Origin of the sequence: Sphingomonas sp. SFZ2018-12 (genome assembly GCF_022496715.1) — a bacterium.
GTDB lineage: Bacteria > Pseudomonadota > Alphaproteobacteria > Sphingomonadales > Sphingomonadaceae > Sphingomonas.
This window is the reverse complement of the sequence record NZ_WTFM01000001.1, coordinates 82,216-101,300: the sequence shown is the minus strand read 5'-3', so window position 1 is coordinate 101,300 and position 19,085 is coordinate 82,216. Positions and strand designations below refer to the sequence as shown.

The following is a 19,085-nucleotide window of genomic DNA, read 5'->3' as shown; positions in this document are numbered from 1 at the left end:
CCCCGCCCTCAATCGCGCAGCAGGTCGTTGATGCTTGTCTTCGACCGGGTCTGGGCGTCGACGCGCTTGACGATCACCGCGCAATAAAGCGCAGGCTTGCCGTCGCCGCCACCGATCGAACCGGGGACCACCACCGAATAAGGCGGGACGTGGCCGCGGAACACTTCGCCGGTCGCGCGGTCGATGATCTTGGTCGACGCGCCGAGATAAACGCCCATCGACAAGACCGCGCCCTCGCCCACGCGCACGCCTTCCGCCACTTCGGCGCGCGCGCCGATGAACGCGCCGTCCTCGATCACCACGGGTCCGGCTTGGAGCGGTTCGAGCACGCCGCCGATCCCCGCCCCGCCCGACAGGTGGACGTTTCGGCCGATCTGCGCACAGCTGCCGACCGTCGCCCAGGTATCGATCATCGTGCCTTCGCCGACATAGGCGCCGATATTGACGAAGCTGGGCATCAGCACCGCGCCCTTGGCGATGAACGCGCCGCGGCGCACGATGCTGCCCGGCACGACGCGAAAACCGCCTGCGCGGAAGCGCGCTTCGTCCCAGCCGTCGAACTTGCTCGGCACCTTGTCGAACGCCGGCGCGCCCGCGCTGCCGCCGGGTATCACCTGATTGTCGTTGAGGCGGAAGGACAGCAGAACCGCCTTCTTCAGCCATTGATTGACCCGCCAGCCGCCCGCGCCGTCTGGCTCGGCGACCCGCGCCTCGCCCGCGTCCAGCATCGCCAGCGCGGCGTCGACCGCATCGCGCACCGCGCCGGTCGTCGCAAAGCTGAGTTCGGCGCGGTCCTCCCACGCCTGGTCGATCGTGGCGATAAGGTCGGTCATGCGGGTTCCTTCAGGATATCGGCCAGCCATTGGCCGATGTCGGGCGTGACATAGTCGATATGGTCGCGATCAGCATCGGGCGACTGTTCCGAGCCGTTGGCGACCCACACGGTCGTCATGCCGATCGCCTTGGCGGGCTTCAGGTTGCGCGCCATGTCCTCGACGAACAGCGCGCGCTTCGGATCAATGCCATGCGCGTCGACCAGATGGCGATAGGCGGCTTCCTGCGGCTTGGGGCGATAGCCGGTCGCATGGATGTCGCAAATCCCTTCGAAACATTCGGTCAGCCCGCGCCGAGCCAGCACGCGCCGCGCATAGGGCGCATCGCCATTGGTGAAGACCAGCTTGCGCCCCGGCAGCGCGACGATCGTATCGGCAAGCACCGCGTCGGCCTCCAGCGCGTGGAGCTCGATGTCATGGGCATATTCGAGGAACACATGCGGGTCGACGCCATGGTCGGCCATCAGCCCGGCAAGCGTCATGCCGTGGTCGATGAACCACTGCTTTTGCAGGGCAAAAGCAGTTTCCTTGCTGCAATCGAGCAGCTCCGCGATGAACTGGGTCATGCGTGCGTCGATCTGCGCAAAAATATTCATACTCGCCGGATACAGCGTGTTGTCGAGGTCGAAGATCCAGGTATCGATATGGGCGAGTGCGGGGCGCATGGCTGGCGCGGCTTTAGGGTCAACGATCCCACCCGGCAAGCGCATCCCCCGGCCCCGTGGCAACGTAGTGTTGAAGGCCAAGAACAATCGGGTGGGGAGCGTGCGGATATGCGTTGCCGGATAAGAACCGCGTCACCCCTCGGCCTGGGACTGGTCACTACTGCGCTCGCGCTGGCGATCGCGGGATGCAGCGGCGGGGGCGGGGGCGGCGGGATCGGCGCGATCCCCCCGGCGCCGGCGCCGGCACCGACACCCAGCCCTACACCGACGCCGACCCCGGCGCCGACCCCCACCCCCTCCCCGACGCCCACGCCGCCCCCGGTCAATTTCGACACGTCAGAGTATCGCGCCTCTGTCGGTCCGGTTTCGGCGACCGCGCTGACCGCGTATCAGAACGGCGCGACCGGGCGGGGCGTCGGCATCGGCATCGTCGATACCGGCATCGATGCGGGGACCCAGGAGTTTCCGGGACGGATCAGCTCGGCATCGACCAGCACCGCCGGCAACGGATCGACCGATGACGAGGACGGGCACGGCACGGCGGTTGCCTTTACCGCGGCCGGCCGCCGCAACGACGTCGGCACCCACGGCATCGCGTTCGACGCGACGATCATTGCGCTGCGCACCGATACGCCGGGCAGCTGCGCGACCAGCGACCCCGATGTCGACGAAAGCGGCTGCAGCCACAGCGGCACCGCGATTGGATCCGCGATCGACGTGGCGCGCAACGCGGGCGCGCGGGTCATCAACATCTCGCTCGGCGGGTCGCCCCCCAGCAACGCGACGGTGCAGGCGATCAACCGTGCGACCGCCGCCGGCATCGTCATCGTGATCAGCGCGGGCAATGACGGCGACCAGCCCGAAGGCGCCAATCCCGACCCATTCACGTCGCCCGCCAACGATCCTGCGGTCGGCCGGGGACTGGTGATCATCGCGGGATCGGTCGGCACCACCGACGTGATCTCGCGCTTCAGCAACCGGGCGGGCAGCAGCGCCAATTTCTACCTGGCCGCCGTCGGCGAACAGGTGCGCGCGCCGTGCGAGAACACGTCGGTCTGCCTGTGGTCGGGCACGTCCTTTTCCGCGCCGCAGATCGCCGGCGCGGTGGCGCTGCTCGCCCAGGCGTTTCCGACGCTGAGCGGCGCACAGATCGTCGACCTGCTCTATCGATCGGCGCGCGATGCCGGCGCAAGCGGCGTCGATGCGACCTATGGCCGCGGCATTCTCGACCTGCGTCGTGCCTTCCAGCCGGTCGGGACGACGTCGCTCGCGGGCAGCCAGACGGCGATCTCGACCGCGCGCAACGGCGTGCTGTCTCCGGCAATGGGCGACGCCGCGACCCCCGCCGGGGTCGGTGCGGTCATCCTGGACGGTTTCAACCGCGCCTTCGCGATCGATCTGGCCCAGACCATCGCGCGCGCCGGACCGGTGCCGCGGCTGACCCAGGCGCTGCGGTTCGACCGGCGCAACCTGAGCGCCGGGATCGGAGGCGCAGCGATCGCGATGACGATCGCGCCGGGGCGCACCACGACGCAGGTCGAGCAGCTGTTCCTCCAGCAGCGCGACGCGTTCCGCGCCCGTGCGCTGGCCGCCAGCGTCACCGGTGCGCTGGGATCGCGCGCCAGCTTTGCGATTGCCGCGTCCGAAGGCAGCGACACGCTCGCCGCCCGGCTGGCCGGACGCCGTGAGCCGGCGTTCCTGGTCGCACGCGACCCGGCCGGCGGCAGCGGCTTCGACCTCGACGTACTGGCGGCGGGCGCGGTACGGCATCGCTTCGGCGCTTGGGGTATCACCGGCGCGGTAGACACGGGCGATGTCCTGACCCGCGAATTTGCCGATACCGAGACGCGCGACGGGCGCACGGGGTGGCGGCGACTGCCGTTCAACCGGCTGGTGCTGGGCGTCGACCGCCGCTTCGGCGCGCTGGATGCGCAGCTGAGCTATACCCGGCTCGACGAGCGCGCGACGGTGCTGGGCGCGCGCTTTGCCGACGCGCTGGGCGCGCCGGGCGCGGTCAGCCACTTCGCCGACCTGACGCTGCGCTACGAAGTGGGCGACGGCTGGTCGCTGGGCGGCACGATGCGCCAGGGCTGGACCCGGATCGGCGCGGGCGGCGCGATCAACGGCGGCGGCAGCCTGCGTACCGCCGGCTATGCGTTCGACATCGGCAAGGCGGGGCTGTTCGACGCGCGCGATTCGTTCGGGCTGCGCATCGCCCAGCCGCTGCGGGTGACGCACGGCGGGCTCGACCTCAGCCTGGCGGGGGAATGGGATTATGCGGCGGGCCGCGCGGGCGGCTATCGCCTCCAGCGTCTCAACCTCGCCCCCACCGGCCGCGAGATCGACGTCGAGTGGCGCTACAGCCGACCGTTCGGCCCCGCCAACGCCGACCTCAACCTGTTCTGGCGCCGCGATCCGGGCAATTTCGCCGCGCTGCCCGACGATCTGGGGGTGGCCGCACGGCTGGCACTGGGGTTTTGAGCGGATACGTTTCTCGACTTCGCTCGAAACGAACGGCGAGGCCCGGGATGCCCGCTTCGCCGTTCCGCTCGTTTCGAGCGAAGTCGAGAAACGTGGCTCCCGGACCTCACCCCGCCAGCGGCAGCCTGAGCCGCACCAGCAGCCCGCCCAGATCCTCGCTTTCCTCCAGCGTCACCGTGCCCTCGTAGATTTCGGCGACATCGCGGACGATGGCGAGGCCGAGGCCGGTGCCGGGCTTGCCCGAATCGAGGCGGACGCCGCGGTCGAAGATGCGCTGGCGATCGCCCTCCGGGATCCCGCCGCCGTCATCCTCGACCAGCAGTTCGGCAAAGCCCATCGCAGCGCGCGCGGTCACGAACACGCTGCCGCCGCCATATTTGGCGGCGTTTTCGACCAGGTTGCCCAGCATCTCGTCGAGGTCCTGACGCTCGATCCGCGCGATCAGCGTCTTGTCGCCGTCCACGTCGATGCGGACATTGGGATAGAGCCGGGCGACCGCGCGCTCGACCGCTTCGACCGAAGCCCAGACCGCCGCGCGGCTGTGCGCCGAACCGCGCCGGCCGACCGCGCGGGCGCGCGCCAGGTGATGGTCGACCTGGCGGCGCATCGTGCGCGCTTCGCGGATCACGGTTGCGTCGAGATCGTTCGACCCGGCGGCGGCGGCATTCATGATGACGGTGAGCGGGGTCTTGAGCGCGTGGGCGAGATTGCCGGCGTGGCGGCGGGCCTCCTCCGCCTGGCGGTCGTTATGCTCGATGAGCGCGTTCAGTTCCTCGACCATTGGTGCGACCTCGGCCGGCATCGCGCCCTCGACCCGGCCGGCCTGGCCGGTGCGCAGCCGGGCAAGTTCGCGCCGCACCTTGCCGAGCGGCAGCAGCCCGTACCAGGTCTGCAGCGCGGCCATGCCGATCAGTCCCAGGCCGAGCAGCAGGAAGCTCTGGACCAGGGTTTCGCGCAGCGCGCCGATCTGGGAATCGAGCACCTCGCGGCTCTGCGCGACCTGGAACCGCCACAGCCGGGGCGATCGCGGCAACCGCACGTCGCGCTCGACGATGCGCAGCTCATTGTCGCGAAAGGCGGCGCTGTCGTAGACGTGCACCGCCATGTCGCGATGCGGCTCGCCGGTCGGCAGCGTGCGGTCCCACAGCGAGCGCGAGGGGAAGACGTCGACGCCGGGCGCGCTGATCTGCCAATAGGCCCCTGAATCAGGCTCAAGGAACCGCTGGTCAGCAGGTTCGCGGTTCAGCACGACTTCGCCCGCGGTGTCGATTTCGGCCGACGCGATCATCGCGTTCAGCACATATTCGAGCTGTTCGTCGAAATTGCGGGTGATCGCCTGGGTCAGCACGCGGTCGAGCGCGAAGCCGCCGCCCGCGAGCAGCAGCAAGATCCACGCGCTTGCGATCGCGATCATCCGGCGCGACAGCGATCCGGTGATGCGCACATAGCTGCGCGGGGGCGGCTCGAGCGGGGTTGCGGTCATGGGCTGTCGTCGGGTCTGACCAGACCGGGTTCCCCCGCCCTTCCAAGCGCTCGACCGGACACAACCGTCGCCCGGGCCCGGTACCGGGGTCCCGCTTGTTCCTGCGCCGGATCGGGCAGCGAGACCCCGGCGCAAGGCCGGGGTGACGATGGGGGTTGGGTCATCAGGACCTCAGACGCGGTTTCCGCGCCGGACGTTCGGGGTGAGCGCAGCCATGCGGCCTCCGTTACCCGGCGTCCGCGCCAGCGGGTTCTTCCAGGCTGTAGCCGAGACCGCGGATCGTGGTGATGACGTCCGCGCCCAGTTTCTTGCGGATGCGCGTCACGAACACCTCGATCGTATTCGAATCGCGATCGAAATCCTGGTCATAGATATGCTCGATCAGCTCGGTGCGGCTGACCACCTTGCCCTTGTGATGCAGCAGGTAGCTGAGCAGCTTGTATTCCTGCGCGGTCAGCTTCACCGGCTCGCCCGCCTTGGTCACCTTGCCCGAGCGGGTGTCGAGCCGGATATCGCCGGCGATCAGCTCCGCCGACGCATTGCCCGAGGCGCGGCGGATGAGCGCGCGCAGCCGGGCGATCAGCTCCTCGGTCTGGAAGGGCTTGGCGACGTAATCGTCCGCGCCCGCGTCCAGCCCGGCGACCTTGTCCGACCAGCTGTCGCGCGCGGTCAGCACCAGCACGGGCATCACCCGCCCCTCGCGCCGCCAGCGGTCGAGCACGGTCAGCCCGTCGATTTCGGGCAGGCCCAGGTCGAGGATCACCGCGTCATAGGTTTCGGTCGAGCCGAGAAAATGCCCTTCCTCGCCATCGGTCGCCAGGTCGACGGCATAGCCCGCGCCTTCAAGCGTCTGGCGGAGCTGGTTGCCCAGATTGGGTTCGTCCTCGACGATCAGCACGCGCATGGAACGGTCCTTCTTTCTGACTGGCGGCGGTTGGCCCGCCGGCTATTCCCCGGAACGGCCGACGATCCGGCCGGAGCGGCCGTCGACGTCGATCCAGATCACATGTCCATCGCGCAGGAACTTCAGCGTGTAAATGGCGCTGGCCGAATCGAAGTCGAAGCCCAGATATTGCGCGCCGCGCATCGTCGGCACGACCCGGCGCTCGATCTCGCGCAGCGGCAGCAGGTTGCCGCTGCGGCGCCCTTCGTGCGCGGCCTGCTGGTCGTCGCGCTTGCGCCAGGCCTGGGCGTCGGCCACGCCGACTGCGCCGGGCACAAGGCCCAGCAGCGACAGCGCGATCAGGGAACGTCGGAACATCATCACGCGGTTGCCATAGGTCCCGCGCGTTGAACAGCCTGTGAATAGGATGCGCCATCATCGGCTTGCGCCCGGGCGCGGCGCAACGTAACCGCCCGCGCCATGGCAGCACCGATCCTGAGCTACGAAGACCTTGGCCTCGTCCAGGGCAGCGGGTGGCTGTTCCGCCACCTCGACGTGCATGTCGGCGCGCGCGACCGGCTGGCGCTGATCGGACGCAACGGGGCGGGCAAGACCACGCTGCTCAAGCTGATCGCCGGACGGATCGACGCGGACGAGGGGCGCCGCACCATCGTGCCGGGCACGCGCGTCATCATCCTGGAACAGGAGCCGCGCCTCGACGGGTTCGCCACGCTGATGGATTTCGTGCTGTCGGGCGACGACGCGCCGGCGCGCCACGAAGCCGAAGCGATCGCCGACCAGCTCGACATCGACCTGTCGCGCGCATGCGCCACCGCCAGCGGGGGCGAGCGGCGGCGCGCCGCGATCGCGCGGGCGCTGGCGCAGGACCCCGATGTGCTACTGCTCGACGAACCGACCAACCATCTCGACATCGCGGCGATCGAGTGGCTGGAGGAATGGCTGACCCGCTTTCGCGGTGCCTTCATCGTCATCAGCCACGACCGCGCCTTCCTGACCCGGCTGACCCGTCAGACGCTGTGGCTGGATCGCGGCACGATGCGCCGCGCCGAAATCGGCTTTGGCGGGTTCGAGGCGTGGACCGATCAGGTCGAGGCGGAGGAACGGCGCGCCGCCGAGCGGCTCGACGCACGTCTGAAGATCGAGGAACACTGGCTGCACCGCGGCGTCACCGGGCGGCGGCGGCGCAACCAGGGCCGGCTGACCCAGCTGATGGAAATGCGCGCCGAACGCGCGGCGATGACCGGCCCGCAGGGCACGGCCGCGCTGGCGACCGCCGCCAACGACAGCAAGACGCGCGTGGTGATCGACGCCAAGGGCGCCAGCAAGGCCTATGGCGACCGCACCATCATCCGCGACCTCAACCTGCGCATCACGCGCGGCGACCGCATCGGCATCGTCGGACGCAACGGAGCGGGCAAGTCGACCTTGCTCAAGCTGCTGACCGGCGAGGTCGCGCCCGACCAGGGCGAGGTGAAGCTGGCGAAGACGCTGGAGCCGATCATCATCGACCAGCAGCGCAGCCGCATGGCCCCCGACAGGACGGTGCGCGACGTGCTGGCGGACGGCGGCGAGTGGATCGACGTGCTGGGCACGCGCAAGCATGTCCACGGCTATCTCAAGGAGTTCCTGTTCGCGCCCGAGCTGATCGATGCGAAGGTCGGCACGCTGTCGGGCGGCGAGCGGTCGCGGTTGCTGATGGCGCGCGAATTCGCGCGGCCCAGCAACCTGCTGGTGCTCGACGAGCCGACCAACGACCTCGACCTGGAAACGCTCGACCTGTTGCAGGAAGTGATCGCGGATTACGACGGCACCGTGCTGATCGTCAGCCACGACCGCGACTTTCTCGACCGCACCGTCACGCTGACCGCGGGGCTCGACGGCAGCGGCGACGTGGACGTCGTCGTCGGCGGCTATGCCGACTGGCAGGCGAAGCGGCGCCAGCGCCCAGCGGCGACGCGCAAGGCCGCCGCGCCTTCCGAGCGCCCCGCGCCCGCCCCCGCCGCGCCCAAACGCGCCAAGCTCAGCTACAAGGACCAGCGCGACTATGAACTGCTGCCCCAGCAGATCGAAAAGCTCGACCAGCGTATCGCCGCCGATGAAGCCGCACTGGCCGACCCGGCGCTCTATGCACGCGATCCCAAGCGCTTTCAGGCGCTGAGCGATGCGATCGCCGCCGCACGGGCCGAGAAGGACGCGGCCGAGCTGCGCTGGCTCGAACTGGCCGAGCAGGTCGAAGCGCTGGGCTGATCGGACAAGTTCAATGACCCTTCGACCCGTTCGTTTCGAGCGAAGTCGAGAAACGTCTGGCGCACCCGAACACGCTTCTCGACTTCGCTCGAAGCAAACGGGTCGATCGAGTCGGAGCGGGATGCAGCCCTAAATCCGCATCCCCATACGCCCGGCGAGCTCGACCAGATATTGCCCGGCGACCCGGCCCGAGCGGCTGCCGCGCCGCGTCGCCCATTGCAGGGCATCGGCGGCGTCGAAGGGCAGGCCGTGCTGCTCAGCGCCGCGTGCGACGATCGCCAGATAGCCGTCCTGGTCGATCGCGTGGAAGCCCAGGCTGAGCCCGAAGCGGTCGGCGAGCGCCAGCGCGTCGTCGATCGTGTCGCGCGGATTGATCGCGCTGTCCTGTTCGGAAAGGTCGCGGGGGACGAGATGGCGGCGATTGGCGGTGACCACCAGCCGGACATTGTCCGGCCGCGCCTGGGCTCCGCCCTCGAGCAGCGAACGCAGCGCGCGCGCGTCGCCCGGCCGGTCGAAGCCGAGATCGTCGATGAAGACCGCGAAGCGCCGGTCGACGCCCGCCAGCGTGTCGAACAGCCGCGCCAGCCCGTCGATCCGTTCGGCGGGCACCTCGACCAGCGCCAGCGTCGCGCCCGCCGCCTGAACCGCCGCGACCGCGCTGGCCACCAGTGCCGACTTGCCGGTGCCGCGCGCGCCCCACAGCAGCACGTCATGCGCGGCATGCCCCGCCGCCAGCCGATCGAAATTGGCCAGCATCGCGGCCTTTTGCGGATCGATGCCGACCAGCCGTTCAATCGGAAGCGGCGCGAAGTCGCGTAGCGCCACGACCACCTCGCCCTGCCACAGATAGGCGGGATGCGCGACGAGATCGGCCATCGCCGGGGGCGGCGGGGCGAGCCGCTCCAGCGCGGCGGCGATGCGTTCGAGGGGGGGGGTGGGCTGATCGGTCACGAAACCCGCTTATCGCGGATCGGCGGGAGCGGGAATGGGCGGCGATGATCCGCTGGCGGGTCGGACGATTGGCGAAGCGTTCACCAACAATTCTGCCGTCACTCCGGCCTTGCGCCGGGGTCCACGGAACAACACGTCACGACCGTGGGGACGGCGCGGCCCGGTGGCCCCCGGCACAAGGCCGGAGTGACGAGCGTTGATTCCACACAATGTCATCATGCTCTAGAAGCCCGCTTCTGGTGACAAACGGTTCCGGTGGCATTCCGGCGGGCGGCCACTCGATCTCCACCTATGCCTGCAGGTCATACGCTTTCATCAAGTCGTACAGCGTCGGGCGGCTGATGCCGAGCAGGCGTGCGGTGCCGGAGATGTTGCCCTCCGCCCGGGTCAGCGCGCGCCGGATCGCGCGGCGGTCGGCCATTTCGCGGATCGCCTTCAGGTTGATCGGCAGCGCGTCGTCGACCTTTTCGGCGAGATCGAGATCGGCGGCGGTGACCAATTTGGCCTCCGCCATGATCGCGGCGCGCTTCACCCGGTTTTCCAGCTCGCGGACATTGCCCGGCCAGTGCCACGCATCGATCGCCGCCAGCGCATCGGGTGCGAAGCCGCGCGGGGCCAGCTTCATCTCGCTCACGAAGCGGCGCAGGAAGTGCCGCGCGAGCAGCCCGGCATCGCCGGTGCGCTCGGCGAGCGACGGGATGCGCACGATGATTTCCGCCAGCCGATAATACAGGTCCTCTCGGAACCGCCCTTCCGCCACCATCGCATCGACGTCCTGATGCGTCGCGCAGACGATCCGGGTGTCGACGGGGATCAGGCGGCGGCCGCCGATCCGTTCGATCACGCGTTCCTGCAGGAAGCGGAGCAGCTTGACCTGAAGCGGCAGCGGGATGTCGCCGACTTCGTCGAGGAACAGCGTGCCGCCCTGCGCCTGTTCGATCTTGCCCTCGGTCGTCTTCACCGCGCCGGTGAACGCGCCCTTTTCATAGCCGAACAGCTCGGCCTCGAGCAGCGTTTCGGGGATCGCGGCGCAGTTGATCGCGACGAAATTGCCCTTGGCGCGTGGGCTGGCGTCATGCAGGCCGCGGGCGAGCAGCTCCTTGCCCGTTCCGCTCGCGCCGAGCAGCATGACCGAGACATCGGTCGCCGCCACCCGTTCGATCGTGCGCGTGACCTTGAGCATTTCCGGCGCGGCGGTCAGGATGCCGCCCAGCGTCGCCTTGGCCGCCTCGCGGCTGGCGAGCCGGCGGTTCTCGGCCTCCAGCGCATGGACGTGGAAGGCGCGTGCGACGATCAGTCCCAGCGCATCGATGTCGATCGGCTTGGCATAGAAGTCATAGGCCCCCATCGCGATCGCGCGCAGCGCGCTGTCGCGGTCGCCATGACCCGAGGCGACGATCACCTTGCTGTGCGGGCTGAGCGCCAGAATTTCGGCGAGCGTGGCAAAGCCCTCGCTCACCCCGTCGGGATCGGGGGGCAGGCCGAGGTCGAGCGTGATGACCTCGGGTTCTTCGGTACGCAGCGCCGCGATCGCGCTTTCGCGGTCGTGCGCGGTGGTGATGTGATACCCCTCATAGGCCCAGCGCAGCTGGCGCTGCAGCCCGGCGTCGTCCTCGACGATCAGCAGGCGGCGTTCGGAAATGGCGGCGGACGCGGTCATGCGGCGGCTCCCAACTGGTCGATCTGCGCGATCGGCATCAGCACGCGAAAGCGCGTGCCCACCCCTTCGCGGCTCTGCACCTCGACACGGCCGCCCATGCCGGTGGCAAGCTGGCGCGCCTCATAGGCGCCGATGCCGAAGCCGCCGGGCTTTGACGACACGAACGGCTTGAACAGCTGGTCGCGCACGAACGCCGCCGACATGCCGCAGCCGCGGTCGATTACGTCGATCGCGGCCTCGTCACCCATCGCGCTGGCGGCGATCGTGATCGGTTCGCCGGGCGGGCTCGCCTCGATCGCGTTCTGGATGAGGTGCGCGAGCAGGGTTTCGAGCCGCGCGGGATCGGCCATCACGACCGGCGCGCCGCTGCCCCCGACCGCGATCGGATGCTGGCCGCGACGGGCGGCGGCAACACGGTCGAGCAGCGGCATCAGGTCGATCGCGCGCACCGTGTCGGCGCGCGGGGCGTGATGCTGCGACAGGCGGGCGAGCAAATCATTCATCCGCCCCGCCGAATCGCGCAGGGTGGCGACCATGTCGGCGCGGAAATCGGGATTGTCGGCGTGGCGTTCGGCGTTGCGCGCGACCAGGCTGAGCTGGCTGACCAGATTCTTGATGTCGTGCATAATGAAGGCGAAGCGCCGGTTGAACTCGTCGAAGCGGCGCGCCTCGGCCAGCGCGCCCTGGGCGTGCGCTTCGGCGAGGTAGCTCCCGACCTGGCGCCCGGCGATGCGCAACAGGTCGAAATCCTCCCAGTCGAGCGCGCGACCCAGTGCCGGCCGCGCGAGCAGGATGGCGCCCTGCATCCGGTCGAGATGCGGCAGCGGCACCAGTGCCCAGGCGTCGGGCAAGTCGAGGATCCAGCGCGGGATCGCGGCGCTGTCGGCAGCATGGGCATGGCCGGCGCGCACCGCGTCGATTTCGATGATGCGCCCGGTGCGTTGCAGATAGGTGGCGAGCGCCTCGTCCCCGCCGGGCGCGACGGGCAGATGCCAGTTCCACCCCGATCCGATGCCCAGCCCCGCGCCGTCGGGCACCAGCAGCAGCCCCGCGGGCGCATCGACCAGATCGGCAACCGCCTTGACCACACGCGTGTCGAGCGAGGCCGCGTCCTCGCCCGCCGGATTGCCCAGCGTGCTGGTGAAGCGCATCCATTCGACGCGATAGTCGTAGCGGTGGCGAAACAGGTGCTTGGCCAGCATCACCTTGGCGCGCGCCTTGAGCCGCGGCGAGGAGACGAGGACGAGCGTGGCGGCGACTGATCCGAACACGAATGCGGTCTGGACGACGCGCGCATAGGGACCGCCGACCGCGGCGAGCGCGGCGGTCATCCCGACGAGCCCGGCGAGATAAAGGGCGGCGACCATCGCGCTCAGCGCGCGCACCACGGCGGACCGCGACAGGCGCAACGGCATTTCGGCGCGCTGGAACAGCCCCAGCGCCACCGCACCGCCGAGCAGCCCAAGCGCGATGCCGCGCGCAGCCTCGATCTCCGGGGCGATCTCACCGGCGACCAGCTCGACCGAGGCGATGTTGGCGTCGATCAGCCCGAAGCCGGCCAGTACCAGCGCCAGCGTGCGCGTGGGACCCGCGGCAATCAGCGGGAACAGCTGCTGGAGGATCAACAGCTCCGCGATCGCCGCGACGAGCTGAAGCGCGACGGCGGTGCGCAGGACATCGGAAGGATCGGCCACGCGCGCCGATGTGTCGGCCAGAACCTGCAACGCCAGCCCGGTCACCGCGAGTGCGGCGACGACGCCATAGACCGCGAACAGCCCGATACTGGTCGGCGCGCCGGTGCGCCGCTGCAGGATCAGGATCACCGCCAGCCAGCCGAGCTGCTGGAGCGTTTCGGCGATGCGCGTGCCCGGCTGTGCGATGCCGAGCCCCGCGACGGCCACCGCCCACAATGCGGTGAGCAACAGCGCGACCGGAAAGACACGGCCCGCGAGTTCGGTCGACTGTGCGCGCCATGCGGCCACCGCCAGCGCGGCGAACAGCAGCGCGGCCAGCGCGTGCGCCCAGAGCGACAAAAGCGCGCTCATCGCGCGCCTTCGGGAAAGATCACGACGCGCGCCGTCTGGAGCAGGATCAGCAGGTCGAGAAAGGGCGAGTAGTTCTTGGCGTAGAACAGGTCATATTCGAGCTTCTGGCGCGAATCCTCGATCGACGCGCCATAGGGGTAGTTGATCTGGGCCCAACCGGTGATCCCCGGCTTCACCATGTGCCGTTCGGCATAATAGGGCAGGCAGGTTTCGAGCTCCTCGACGAATTGCGGGCGTTCGGGGCGTGGGCCGACGAAGCTCATCTCGCCCTTCAGCACGCTCCAGCACTGCGGCAGTTCATCGATGCGCAGCTTGCGGATGATGCGACCGATGCGGGTGATGCGCGGATCGTCCTTTTCCGCCCAGACCGCCTGACCGGCGACTTCGGCATCGACGCGCATCGAGCGCAGCTTGATGATGTCGAAACCCTGGCCGTACAGGCCGATGCGGCGCTGGCGGTAGAATGCCGGCCCCTTGCTGTCGAGCTTGACCAGCAGGGCGGTGACCAGCACGACCGGCGCGGTCAGGATCAGAAGCGCCAGGCTGGCCGCGATGTCGAACAGGCGCTTGAACGCGCTCGAGAACATCCGGCCCGACGAGAAGCCGTCGGAAAAGATCAGCCAGCTCGGATTGACGCTGTCCAGATCGACGCGTCCCGTCTCGCGTTCGAGGAAGGTCGAAATCTCGTTGACGTGGACCCCGGTCGTCTTGATGCGCAGCAGGTCCTTGAGCGGCAGCGCATTGCGCCGCTCCTCCAGCGCCAGCACGACTTCGCTGGCGTTCAGCAACACGACATGGTCGGCGAGATTGTAGATCGCGTCGCGCGCGATGGCTTCGGGGATGACGCGGTTCGCCTCGCTCATCGAGACATAGCCGACCACGGCGAAAGCGGCGCCGGGCTGGCGGGCGAGCGCCTTCAGCCGGGCGGCGCGCGGACCCGCGCCCAGCACGACGACGCGGCGCTTGAACACCTGCCCCCCCAGCGTCTTGCCGAGCAGGATGCGCAGCGCGAACAGCATCGCCGCCGCCAGCGGCATCGCGAAGATCAGGTTGGAGCGCCAGAAGGTCAGCGGCGGAACCAGGAAATAGAGCACGCTGAGGAAGATGACGCCCAGCGAGACCGCGACCAGCAGCCGCGCCGCGGCGACCCGCAGCGATTGCAGCGCATCGGCCCCATAGACGCCGACCGCGACCATGGCGACGATCAGCGACCCGGCAAAGCTCGCCAGCTGGGGCAGTCGCATCACCATCGATTCGACGCGCATCCCGATCTGGTGCGCGCGCAGGATCCAGCCGATCTCGCCTGCGGCCACCAGCACGATGAGGTCGAGCAGGCCGAGCAACAGCACCGCATTGGGCACATAATGCCGGAACAGGCGTATCATGGCGGGGGCTGCGACCTCGATGTAAACGAATCCGACACACCCCCTGTCGCAGGAATTGACAAACAAAGGTTGAACGCGAGGGGGTGGCGCACCGCTTCACCAAAGTCGTCATCCCGGCCCTGTGCCGGGGTCCACCGGGCAACGCTCGAAGGCGGCCGGTCAGGTGCAGATGTCCCTTGCATCCTCCCGCCAACCTCAACTGGCCGGGCGCGCGCCACGCGGCGCGGTGGACCCCGGCACAAGGCCGGGGTGACGGTAACCGGTTGGGCGGGGGCTGGGTCGCGTTTATCGACCCCCGCTTACCCTCAATGTCCGCGACAGGCCATCGCGTCGAGGATGTCGTCGATGCGCGCCGGATCGCCGGCGGCGATCACTTCGCCGGTGCTGCCGGCATGAAGCGGGTCGCCCGCCCAGTCGCACATCCGCCCGCCCGCGCCCTCGACCACGGGCACCAGTGCCGCGAAATCGTGGAGCTTCAGGCCGGCCTCGACGACGATGTCGATCCAGCCGCTGGCGACCGCGCCATAATTGTAGCAGTCGCCGCCGAGCACGGTGCTGCGCACCCCGGCGTCGAGATGCTCGAAGGCATGGAGCTGGCCGTCGTCGAACAGCGCCGGCGATGTCGTGGCGAGCAGCGCGTCGGCGAGCGCGGCGCAGCGCCGGCTGTGCGCGGGTCGGCCGTTGAAAAACGTCGGCTGGCCCACCGCCCCCAGCCAGCGTTCGCGCAGGATCGGCTGGTCGATCACGCCGAGCAGCGGCCAGCCATCCTCGATCAGCGCGATCAGCGTGCCGAAGATCGGCCGGCCGGCGATGAAGGCGCGGGTGCCGTCGATCGGATCGAGCACCCAGACGCGCCCGCTGCTCCCCTCACGCACGCCATGTTCCTCGCCGACGATGCCGTCCATCGGGCGTTCGGCCACGATCAGCCGGCGCATCGCCAGTTCGGCCTCGCGATCGGCGACGGTGACGGGCGACTGGTCCGCCTTCGCGACGATCCCGGTGTCGGTGCGGAACAGCGGGCGGATGATCGCGGCCGCCGCGTCGGCGAGGCGCGTGGCGAGTTCGAGGTCGGCGGAAGTGATCGGCATCGCCCGCCGTTAGCCGCCCCGGCCACGCGACGCCAGCATCGCCGCGTCGATCCGCGCCGGTCGCACAACTGTAACATCGCACTGTCAGGCCATGGTCATGCGACTCCTGCTTCTGCCGCTCGCCGCGCTGATCGCGTTCCCCGCCGCCGCCCAGGTCCGCGTCCTGCCCGATCGACCGGAGAGCCGCGACGCGGCCCGCGACGGGGTCGAGGTCTATTTCGTCAATGAAGGCGACGCGGCCGCGACGCTCGAATCGCCCGACCGGATCCGCGTGATCGCGGCGGACGCGAGCGAGGTCGAGCTGACGCGAACCGATACCGCCATCGTCGAAGTCGCCCCGGGCGGCTTTGCAAAGCGCCGCTATATCCCGATCGATGCCGCGGCGCTTGCCGACGCGCGCCCCGCGCCTGCGCCGCCGGCCGGCTCCGCAACCCCGGGACCGGCCGGCGAGACGGTGCTGGCCGGATCGAACGGCGGCAGCGCCGCGTTCCTGGATCGCATCCGCCCCTACGAGCCGATCTATGGCGTGTTCGGGGCGGGCGACGCGGGCGCGAAGCTGCAGTTGAGCCTGGCGGTCCAGCCCTTTGCCGGGACGAGCGTGCTCGGCGGACTCAAGCTTGCCTGGACCCAGACGATCTTCTGGGCGGTCAACGAGCCCTCGGGGCCCGTGCGCGAGACAAATTACAGTCCGGAAGTATTTTTCGAGCATCGCTTCGCACCCGAATGGACCGGGGCGATCGGCTATCGCCACGACAGCAATGGGCGCGGCACGATCGGTTCGATCGACGTCAACCGCATCTATGTCCGCCTCGCCCGCGGGTTCGGCCTGGGTGACGGCTGGCGCGCCGACATCGCGCCTCAGGCGTGGTTCTATGTCGGCGAGCAGGGCATCGCGCCCGATATCGAGCGTTTCCTCGGCTATACCGCGCTCACCGCGTCGATCGGTCAGGCCGACGGGATCAAGGTGGCGGGGACGCTGCGCGGCAATCCCGGCACGGGCAACGGCGCGGGCGAGCTGTTCATCTCCTATCCGCTCACCCGGTTGGGCGGCGGGCTCGGCGTCTATGCCTTTGCACAGGGCTTTACCGGCTATGGCGAGGCGTTGAGCGATTACAATGTGCGCTCGACGCGCGGCCGGCTGGGCATCGCGTTCACGCGGTGACCGCCGCCCCGCGGACGGTATGGGCTTTGCGCCACCATGCGCCTAAGCAGATCGCGATCCATCGGGAGTCTTTTGAGATGCGCCATTCCAGCCTGCTCGCCGCCGCCGCGCTCGCGTTCACCGTCACCGCGCCGCTCGGTGCCGCGCTGGTCCCCGGCAGCAAGGCCCCCGATTTCAAGACGCAGGGCGCAATGGCGGGCAGGGTCGTGCCGGTGCGTCTGAGCACGCTTCTGAAGCGCGGGCCGGTCGTGCTCTATTTCTTCCCCGCGGCCTTCACCCCCGGCTGCAACGCCGAGGCCAAGGCCTTTGCCGACCAGATGGACGCGTTTCGCGCGGCGGGCGCGACCGTGATCGGCATGTCCGCCGACGATGTGCCCGCGCTCCAGCGTTTTTCGACCGAGCATTGCGCGGGCAAGTTCACCGTCGCCAGCGCATCCGCCGACGTGGCGCGCGGCTATGACGTCGTGGCGGGTGCCGGGCGGACGACGGCGCGGACAAGCTATGTCATCGCACCCGACGGCCGGATCGTCTTCACTCAGGAAAATACCAGCCCCGCCGCGCATGTCCGCAACACGCTGGAGGCGGTTCGCGCCTGGCGCGCGCAGGCCCGCTGACCGCGCGGAAGGCCGCGTGATCGGGCCGTCGTTTCGATCACGGATAATTAGGAAATGATGCTTAATCTTTTCCTGAAGAGGATTCGGAGCGGCCGTGGTCGCCAATCCGACCGCGGGAAGGAACGATGGCCACTTCTAATCTGCTTCACCCGGCGATCGCCGACAGTCACGAGCTGAAACTCTATCAGCGTATTGGCCATTTCCTGATCGAGCAGCGCCTCGACATCAATCCCGCCAATTACACCTTTGCCTATCACGTCCTGAACGATCCGGACGGGCCGCTCGCGCGGGCCGTCGCGGCGATGACCGATGGCGGCGTGCGCCTGACCCGCAACGAGATCGTGTCGCTCGGCTTCGATCCGGGCCGCGGCACACCCTCGAACGACGTCGCCAACGACCCGGCCGCGCCCGAGCCCGACGCGTGCGCCAACAATCTGGTCGCGCAGACGCAGATGCAGGTCGAAGGGTTCGAGGACATGGTCCGCTGGATGCAGAGCGAGACCCAGGATTTCGGTCGCAGCCTGGCGGCGAGCGCGGATGCGCTGCAGCGCACCCGCGACGAGGGCACCGAACGCATGCTCGACGAGGTTGCGCGCCTGACCGCGACCATGGTCGAACGCGCCCATGTGGCGGAGGCGCGGCTGGAAAAGGCCAACCGCGAAGCGAGCGAGTTGCGTTCCAAACTGGAAAAGGCGCGCGAGGATGCGACCCGCGATCCACTGACCCGGCTGCCCAATCGCCGCGCGTTCGAACAATGTTTCAACCGCTACCGCCACGAAAAGCGCGAGATGCTGATGGCGGTGTGCGACATCGATCATTTCAAGTCGGTCAATGACCGGTTCGGCCACGCCGTCGGCGACCGCGTGCTCCGCGCCATCGCCCATGCGCTCGAAACACATTGCGCCGGACATTTCGTCGCCCGCTATGGCGGCGAGGAATTCGCGATGCTGTTCCCCGACACCGATCGCGCGCAGGCGCTGGCGACGCTGGAGGAAGCCCGCGTCACCGTGGCTGCCAAACGCTATCGCCTGCGCGAAAGCGACCAGCCGCTCGGTGCGGTAACCTTCTCCGCCGGCATTACCCAGGTCGGACCCGGTGATGACTGCGCCCGCGCATTCGAGCGCGCCGACGCGCTGCTCTATCAGGCGAAAAATCAGGGGCGCAATCAAATTACCGCCGAGTGGTAATTTTCACGCCCTAGTCGCAAATTCCGCCAAATCAATTGGTATTACGCGCCATATACTAGATCGCGCAGAATGAAATCACATACAGATCAATAACTTGATCAGATTGGCACGCTCCCTGCAATCTTGATGGCATCGGCGGACGGATGATCCGGACCGCCAAGTTCAGGGAGATTGACCATGGCCAACACCTTCGCTTCGATCCAGCGCACCGCCGCGTCGCTCCTCGCCTCGCTGTTCGTCACCGTCGTGCTGATCAGCGCCGCGACGCCCATCATTCCGATCGCGTGACCGCACGAGCGCTGCCCCGAACCCCTCTCGAAACCGGAGTATTTGCAATGATCCGTTCCGTCCTGATCGGACTTGTCTCGTTCGGCCTGACT

15 protein-coding genes are annotated in these 19,085 nt (G+C 68.8%); 5 read left to right on the top strand and 10 right to left on the bottom strand.

From position 1 onward, the window contains the following. Positions 1 to 8 precede the first annotated feature (8 nt). Positions 9 to 833 carry a 2,3,4,5-tetrahydropyridine-2,6-dicarboxylate N-succinyltransferase gene (gene dapD, locus GO308_RS00515; RefSeq protein WP_240883500.1) on the bottom strand — a complete coding sequence of 275 codons (825 nt, stop codon included), beginning with the start codon at positions 831 to 833 and terminating at the stop codon, positions 9 to 11. Continuing rightward, a complete protein-coding gene (locus GO308_RS00510) occupies positions 830 to 1,498 on the bottom strand; it encodes a pyrimidine 5'-nucleotidase (RefSeq protein WP_066674281.1) in 669 nt (222 codons plus the stop codon). The genes dapD and GO308_RS00510 overlap by 4 nt, the downstream gene beginning before the upstream one ends. Before the next feature lie 108 nt (positions 1,499 to 1,606). On the opposite strand from GO308_RS00510, the gene GO308_RS00505 reads away from it, so the two are divergent. Next, entirely contained in the window at positions 1,607 to 3,979 is a 2,373-nt protein-coding gene (locus GO308_RS00505) for a S8 family peptidase (protein WP_240883499.1), read from the top strand. 106 nt (positions 3,980 to 4,085) lie between these two features. Here the strand turns inward: GO308_RS00505 and GO308_RS00500 are convergent, their stop codons facing one another. The 3 genes from GO308_RS00500 to GO308_RS00490 form a co-directional block, all read right to left on the bottom strand. After that, complete coding sequence (locus tag GO308_RS00500) at positions 4,086 to 5,462, bottom strand: ATP-binding protein (protein ID WP_231726046.1); 1,377 nt, start codon at positions 5,460 to 5,462, stop codon at positions 4,086 to 4,088. 226 nt (positions 5,463 to 5,688) lie between these two features. Continuing rightward, on the bottom strand, positions 5,689 to 6,366 hold the full coding sequence (locus GO308_RS00495; RefSeq protein WP_066477094.1) for a response regulator transcription factor: 678 nt from the start codon (positions 6,364 to 6,366) through the stop codon (positions 5,689 to 5,691). 42 nt (positions 6,367 to 6,408) lie between these two features. Next, positions 6,409 to 6,723, bottom strand: a complete 315-nt coding sequence (locus GO308_RS00490) for a hypothetical protein (RefSeq protein WP_066477119.1) — start codon at positions 6,721 to 6,723, stop codon at positions 6,409 to 6,411. A gap of 102 nt (positions 6,724 to 6,825) precedes the next feature. On the opposite strand from GO308_RS00490, the gene GO308_RS00485 reads away from it, so the two are divergent. Continuing rightward, positions 6,826 to 8,613, top strand: a complete 1,788-nt coding sequence (locus GO308_RS00485) for an ABC-F family ATP-binding cassette domain-containing protein (protein ID WP_240883498.1) — start codon at positions 6,826 to 6,828, stop codon at positions 8,611 to 8,613. A gap of 129 nt (positions 8,614 to 8,742) precedes the next feature. Here GO308_RS00485 and GO308_RS00480 read toward each other — a convergent pair whose 3' ends face one another. The 5 genes from GO308_RS00480 to hisN form a co-directional block, all read right to left on the bottom strand. After that, complete coding sequence (locus GO308_RS00480) at positions 8,743 to 9,564, bottom strand: DUF815 domain-containing protein (protein ID WP_240883497.1); 822 nt, start codon at positions 9,562 to 9,564, stop codon at positions 8,743 to 8,745. 289 nt (positions 9,565 to 9,853) lie between these two features. After that, positions 9,854 to 11,224, bottom strand: a complete 1,371-nt coding sequence (prsR, locus tag GO308_RS00475; protein ID WP_240883496.1) for a PEP-CTERM-box response regulator transcription factor — start codon at positions 11,222 to 11,224, stop codon at positions 9,854 to 9,856. Next, positions 11,221 to 13,269, bottom strand: a complete 2,049-nt coding sequence (prsK, locus tag GO308_RS00470) for an XrtA/PEP-CTERM system histidine kinase PrsK (RefSeq protein ID WP_240883495.1) — start codon at positions 13,267 to 13,269, stop codon at positions 11,221 to 11,223. The genes prsR and prsK overlap by 4 nt, the downstream gene beginning before the upstream one ends. After that, entirely contained in the window at positions 13,266 to 14,654 is a 1,389-nt protein-coding gene (locus GO308_RS00465) for a TIGR03013 family XrtA/PEP-CTERM system glycosyltransferase (RefSeq protein WP_066546643.1), read from the bottom strand. Before GO308_RS00465 ends, prsK begins: the two co-directional genes overlap by 4 nt. A 305-nt stretch (positions 14,655 to 14,959) precedes the next feature. Next, positions 14,960 to 15,742 carry a histidinol-phosphatase gene (gene hisN / locus GO308_RS00460; protein ID WP_240883494.1) on the bottom strand — a complete coding sequence of 261 codons (783 nt, stop codon included), beginning with the start codon at positions 15,740 to 15,742 and terminating at the stop codon, positions 14,960 to 14,962. A gap of 97 nt (positions 15,743 to 15,839) precedes the next feature. On the opposite strand from hisN, the gene GO308_RS00455 reads away from it, so the two are divergent. The 3 genes from GO308_RS00455 to GO308_RS00445 all read left to right on the top strand — a co-directional run bounded on the left by GO308_RS00455 (position 15,840) and on the right by GO308_RS00445 (position 18,705). Then, positions 15,840 to 16,904, top strand: coding sequence for a phospholipase A (locus tag GO308_RS00455; protein ID WP_240883493.1), 1,065 nt, complete (start codon positions 15,840 to 15,842; stop codon positions 16,902 to 16,904). Positions 16,905 to 16,981: 77 nt separating this feature from the next. Continuing rightward, on the top strand, positions 16,982 to 17,518 hold the full coding sequence (locus GO308_RS00450; RefSeq protein ID WP_066672023.1) for a peroxiredoxin: 537 nt from the start codon (positions 16,982 to 16,984) through the stop codon (positions 17,516 to 17,518). A 125-nt stretch (positions 17,519 to 17,643) separates the two neighbouring features. Beyond that, positions 17,644 to 18,705: a GGDEF domain-containing protein gene (locus GO308_RS00445; protein ID WP_066477073.1), complete on the top strand. Its 1,062-nt coding sequence runs from the start codon at positions 17,644 to 17,646 to the stop codon at positions 18,703 to 18,705. Positions 18,706 to 19,085 lie beyond the last annotated feature (380 nt).

What these genes read in the sequence shown, in the direction of transcription:
- hisN (WP_240883494.1), bottom strand. Translation starts at nt 15,742, where the DNA reads ATGCCGATCACTTCCGCCGACCTCGAACTCGCCACGCGCCTCGCCGAC.
- prsR (WP_240883496.1), bottom strand. Translation starts at nt 11,224, where the DNA reads ATGACCGCGTCCGCCGCCATTTCCGAACGCCGCCTGCTGATCGTCGAG.
- GO308_RS00510 (WP_066674281.1), bottom strand. Translation starts at nt 1,498, where the DNA reads ATGCGCCCCGCACTCGCCCATATCGATACCTGGATCTTCGACCTCGAC.
- GO308_RS00485 (WP_240883498.1), top strand. Translation starts at nt 6,826, where the DNA reads ATGGCAGCACCGATCCTGAGCTACGAAGACCTTGGCCTCGTCCAGGGC.
- GO308_RS00505 (WP_240883499.1), top strand. Translation starts at nt 1,607, where the DNA reads ATGCGTTGCCGGATAAGAACCGCGTCACCCCTCGGCCTGGGACTGGTC.
- GO308_RS00490 (WP_066477119.1), bottom strand. Translation starts at nt 6,723, where the DNA reads ATGTTCCGACGTTCCCTGATCGCGCTGTCGCTGCTGGGCCTTGTGCCC.
- GO308_RS00445 (WP_066477073.1), top strand. Translation starts at nt 17,644, where the DNA reads ATGGCCACTTCTAATCTGCTTCACCCGGCGATCGCCGACAGTCACGAG.
- dapD (WP_240883500.1), bottom strand. Translation starts at nt 833, where the DNA reads ATGACCGACCTTATCGCCACGATCGACCAGGCGTGGGAGGACCGCGCC.
- GO308_RS00455 (WP_240883493.1), top strand. Translation starts at nt 15,840, where the DNA reads ATGCGACTCCTGCTTCTGCCGCTCGCCGCGCTGATCGCGTTCCCCGCC.
- GO308_RS00495 (WP_066477094.1), bottom strand. Translation starts at nt 6,366, where the DNA reads ATGCGCGTGCTGATCGTCGAGGACGAACCCAATCTGGGCAACCAGCTC.
- GO308_RS00450 (WP_066672023.1), top strand. Translation starts at nt 16,982, where the DNA reads ATGCGCCATTCCAGCCTGCTCGCCGCCGCCGCGCTCGCGTTCACCGTC.
- prsK (WP_240883495.1), bottom strand. Translation starts at nt 13,269, where the DNA reads ATGAGCGCGCTTTTGTCGCTCTGGGCGCACGCGCTGGCCGCGCTGCTG.
- GO308_RS00465 (WP_066546643.1), bottom strand. Translation starts at nt 14,654, where the DNA reads ATGATACGCCTGTTCCGGCATTATGTGCCCAATGCGGTGCTGTTGCTC.
- GO308_RS00500 (WP_231726046.1), bottom strand. Translation starts at nt 5,462, where the DNA reads ATGACCGCAACCCCGCTCGAGCCGCCCCCGCGCAGCTATGTGCGCATC.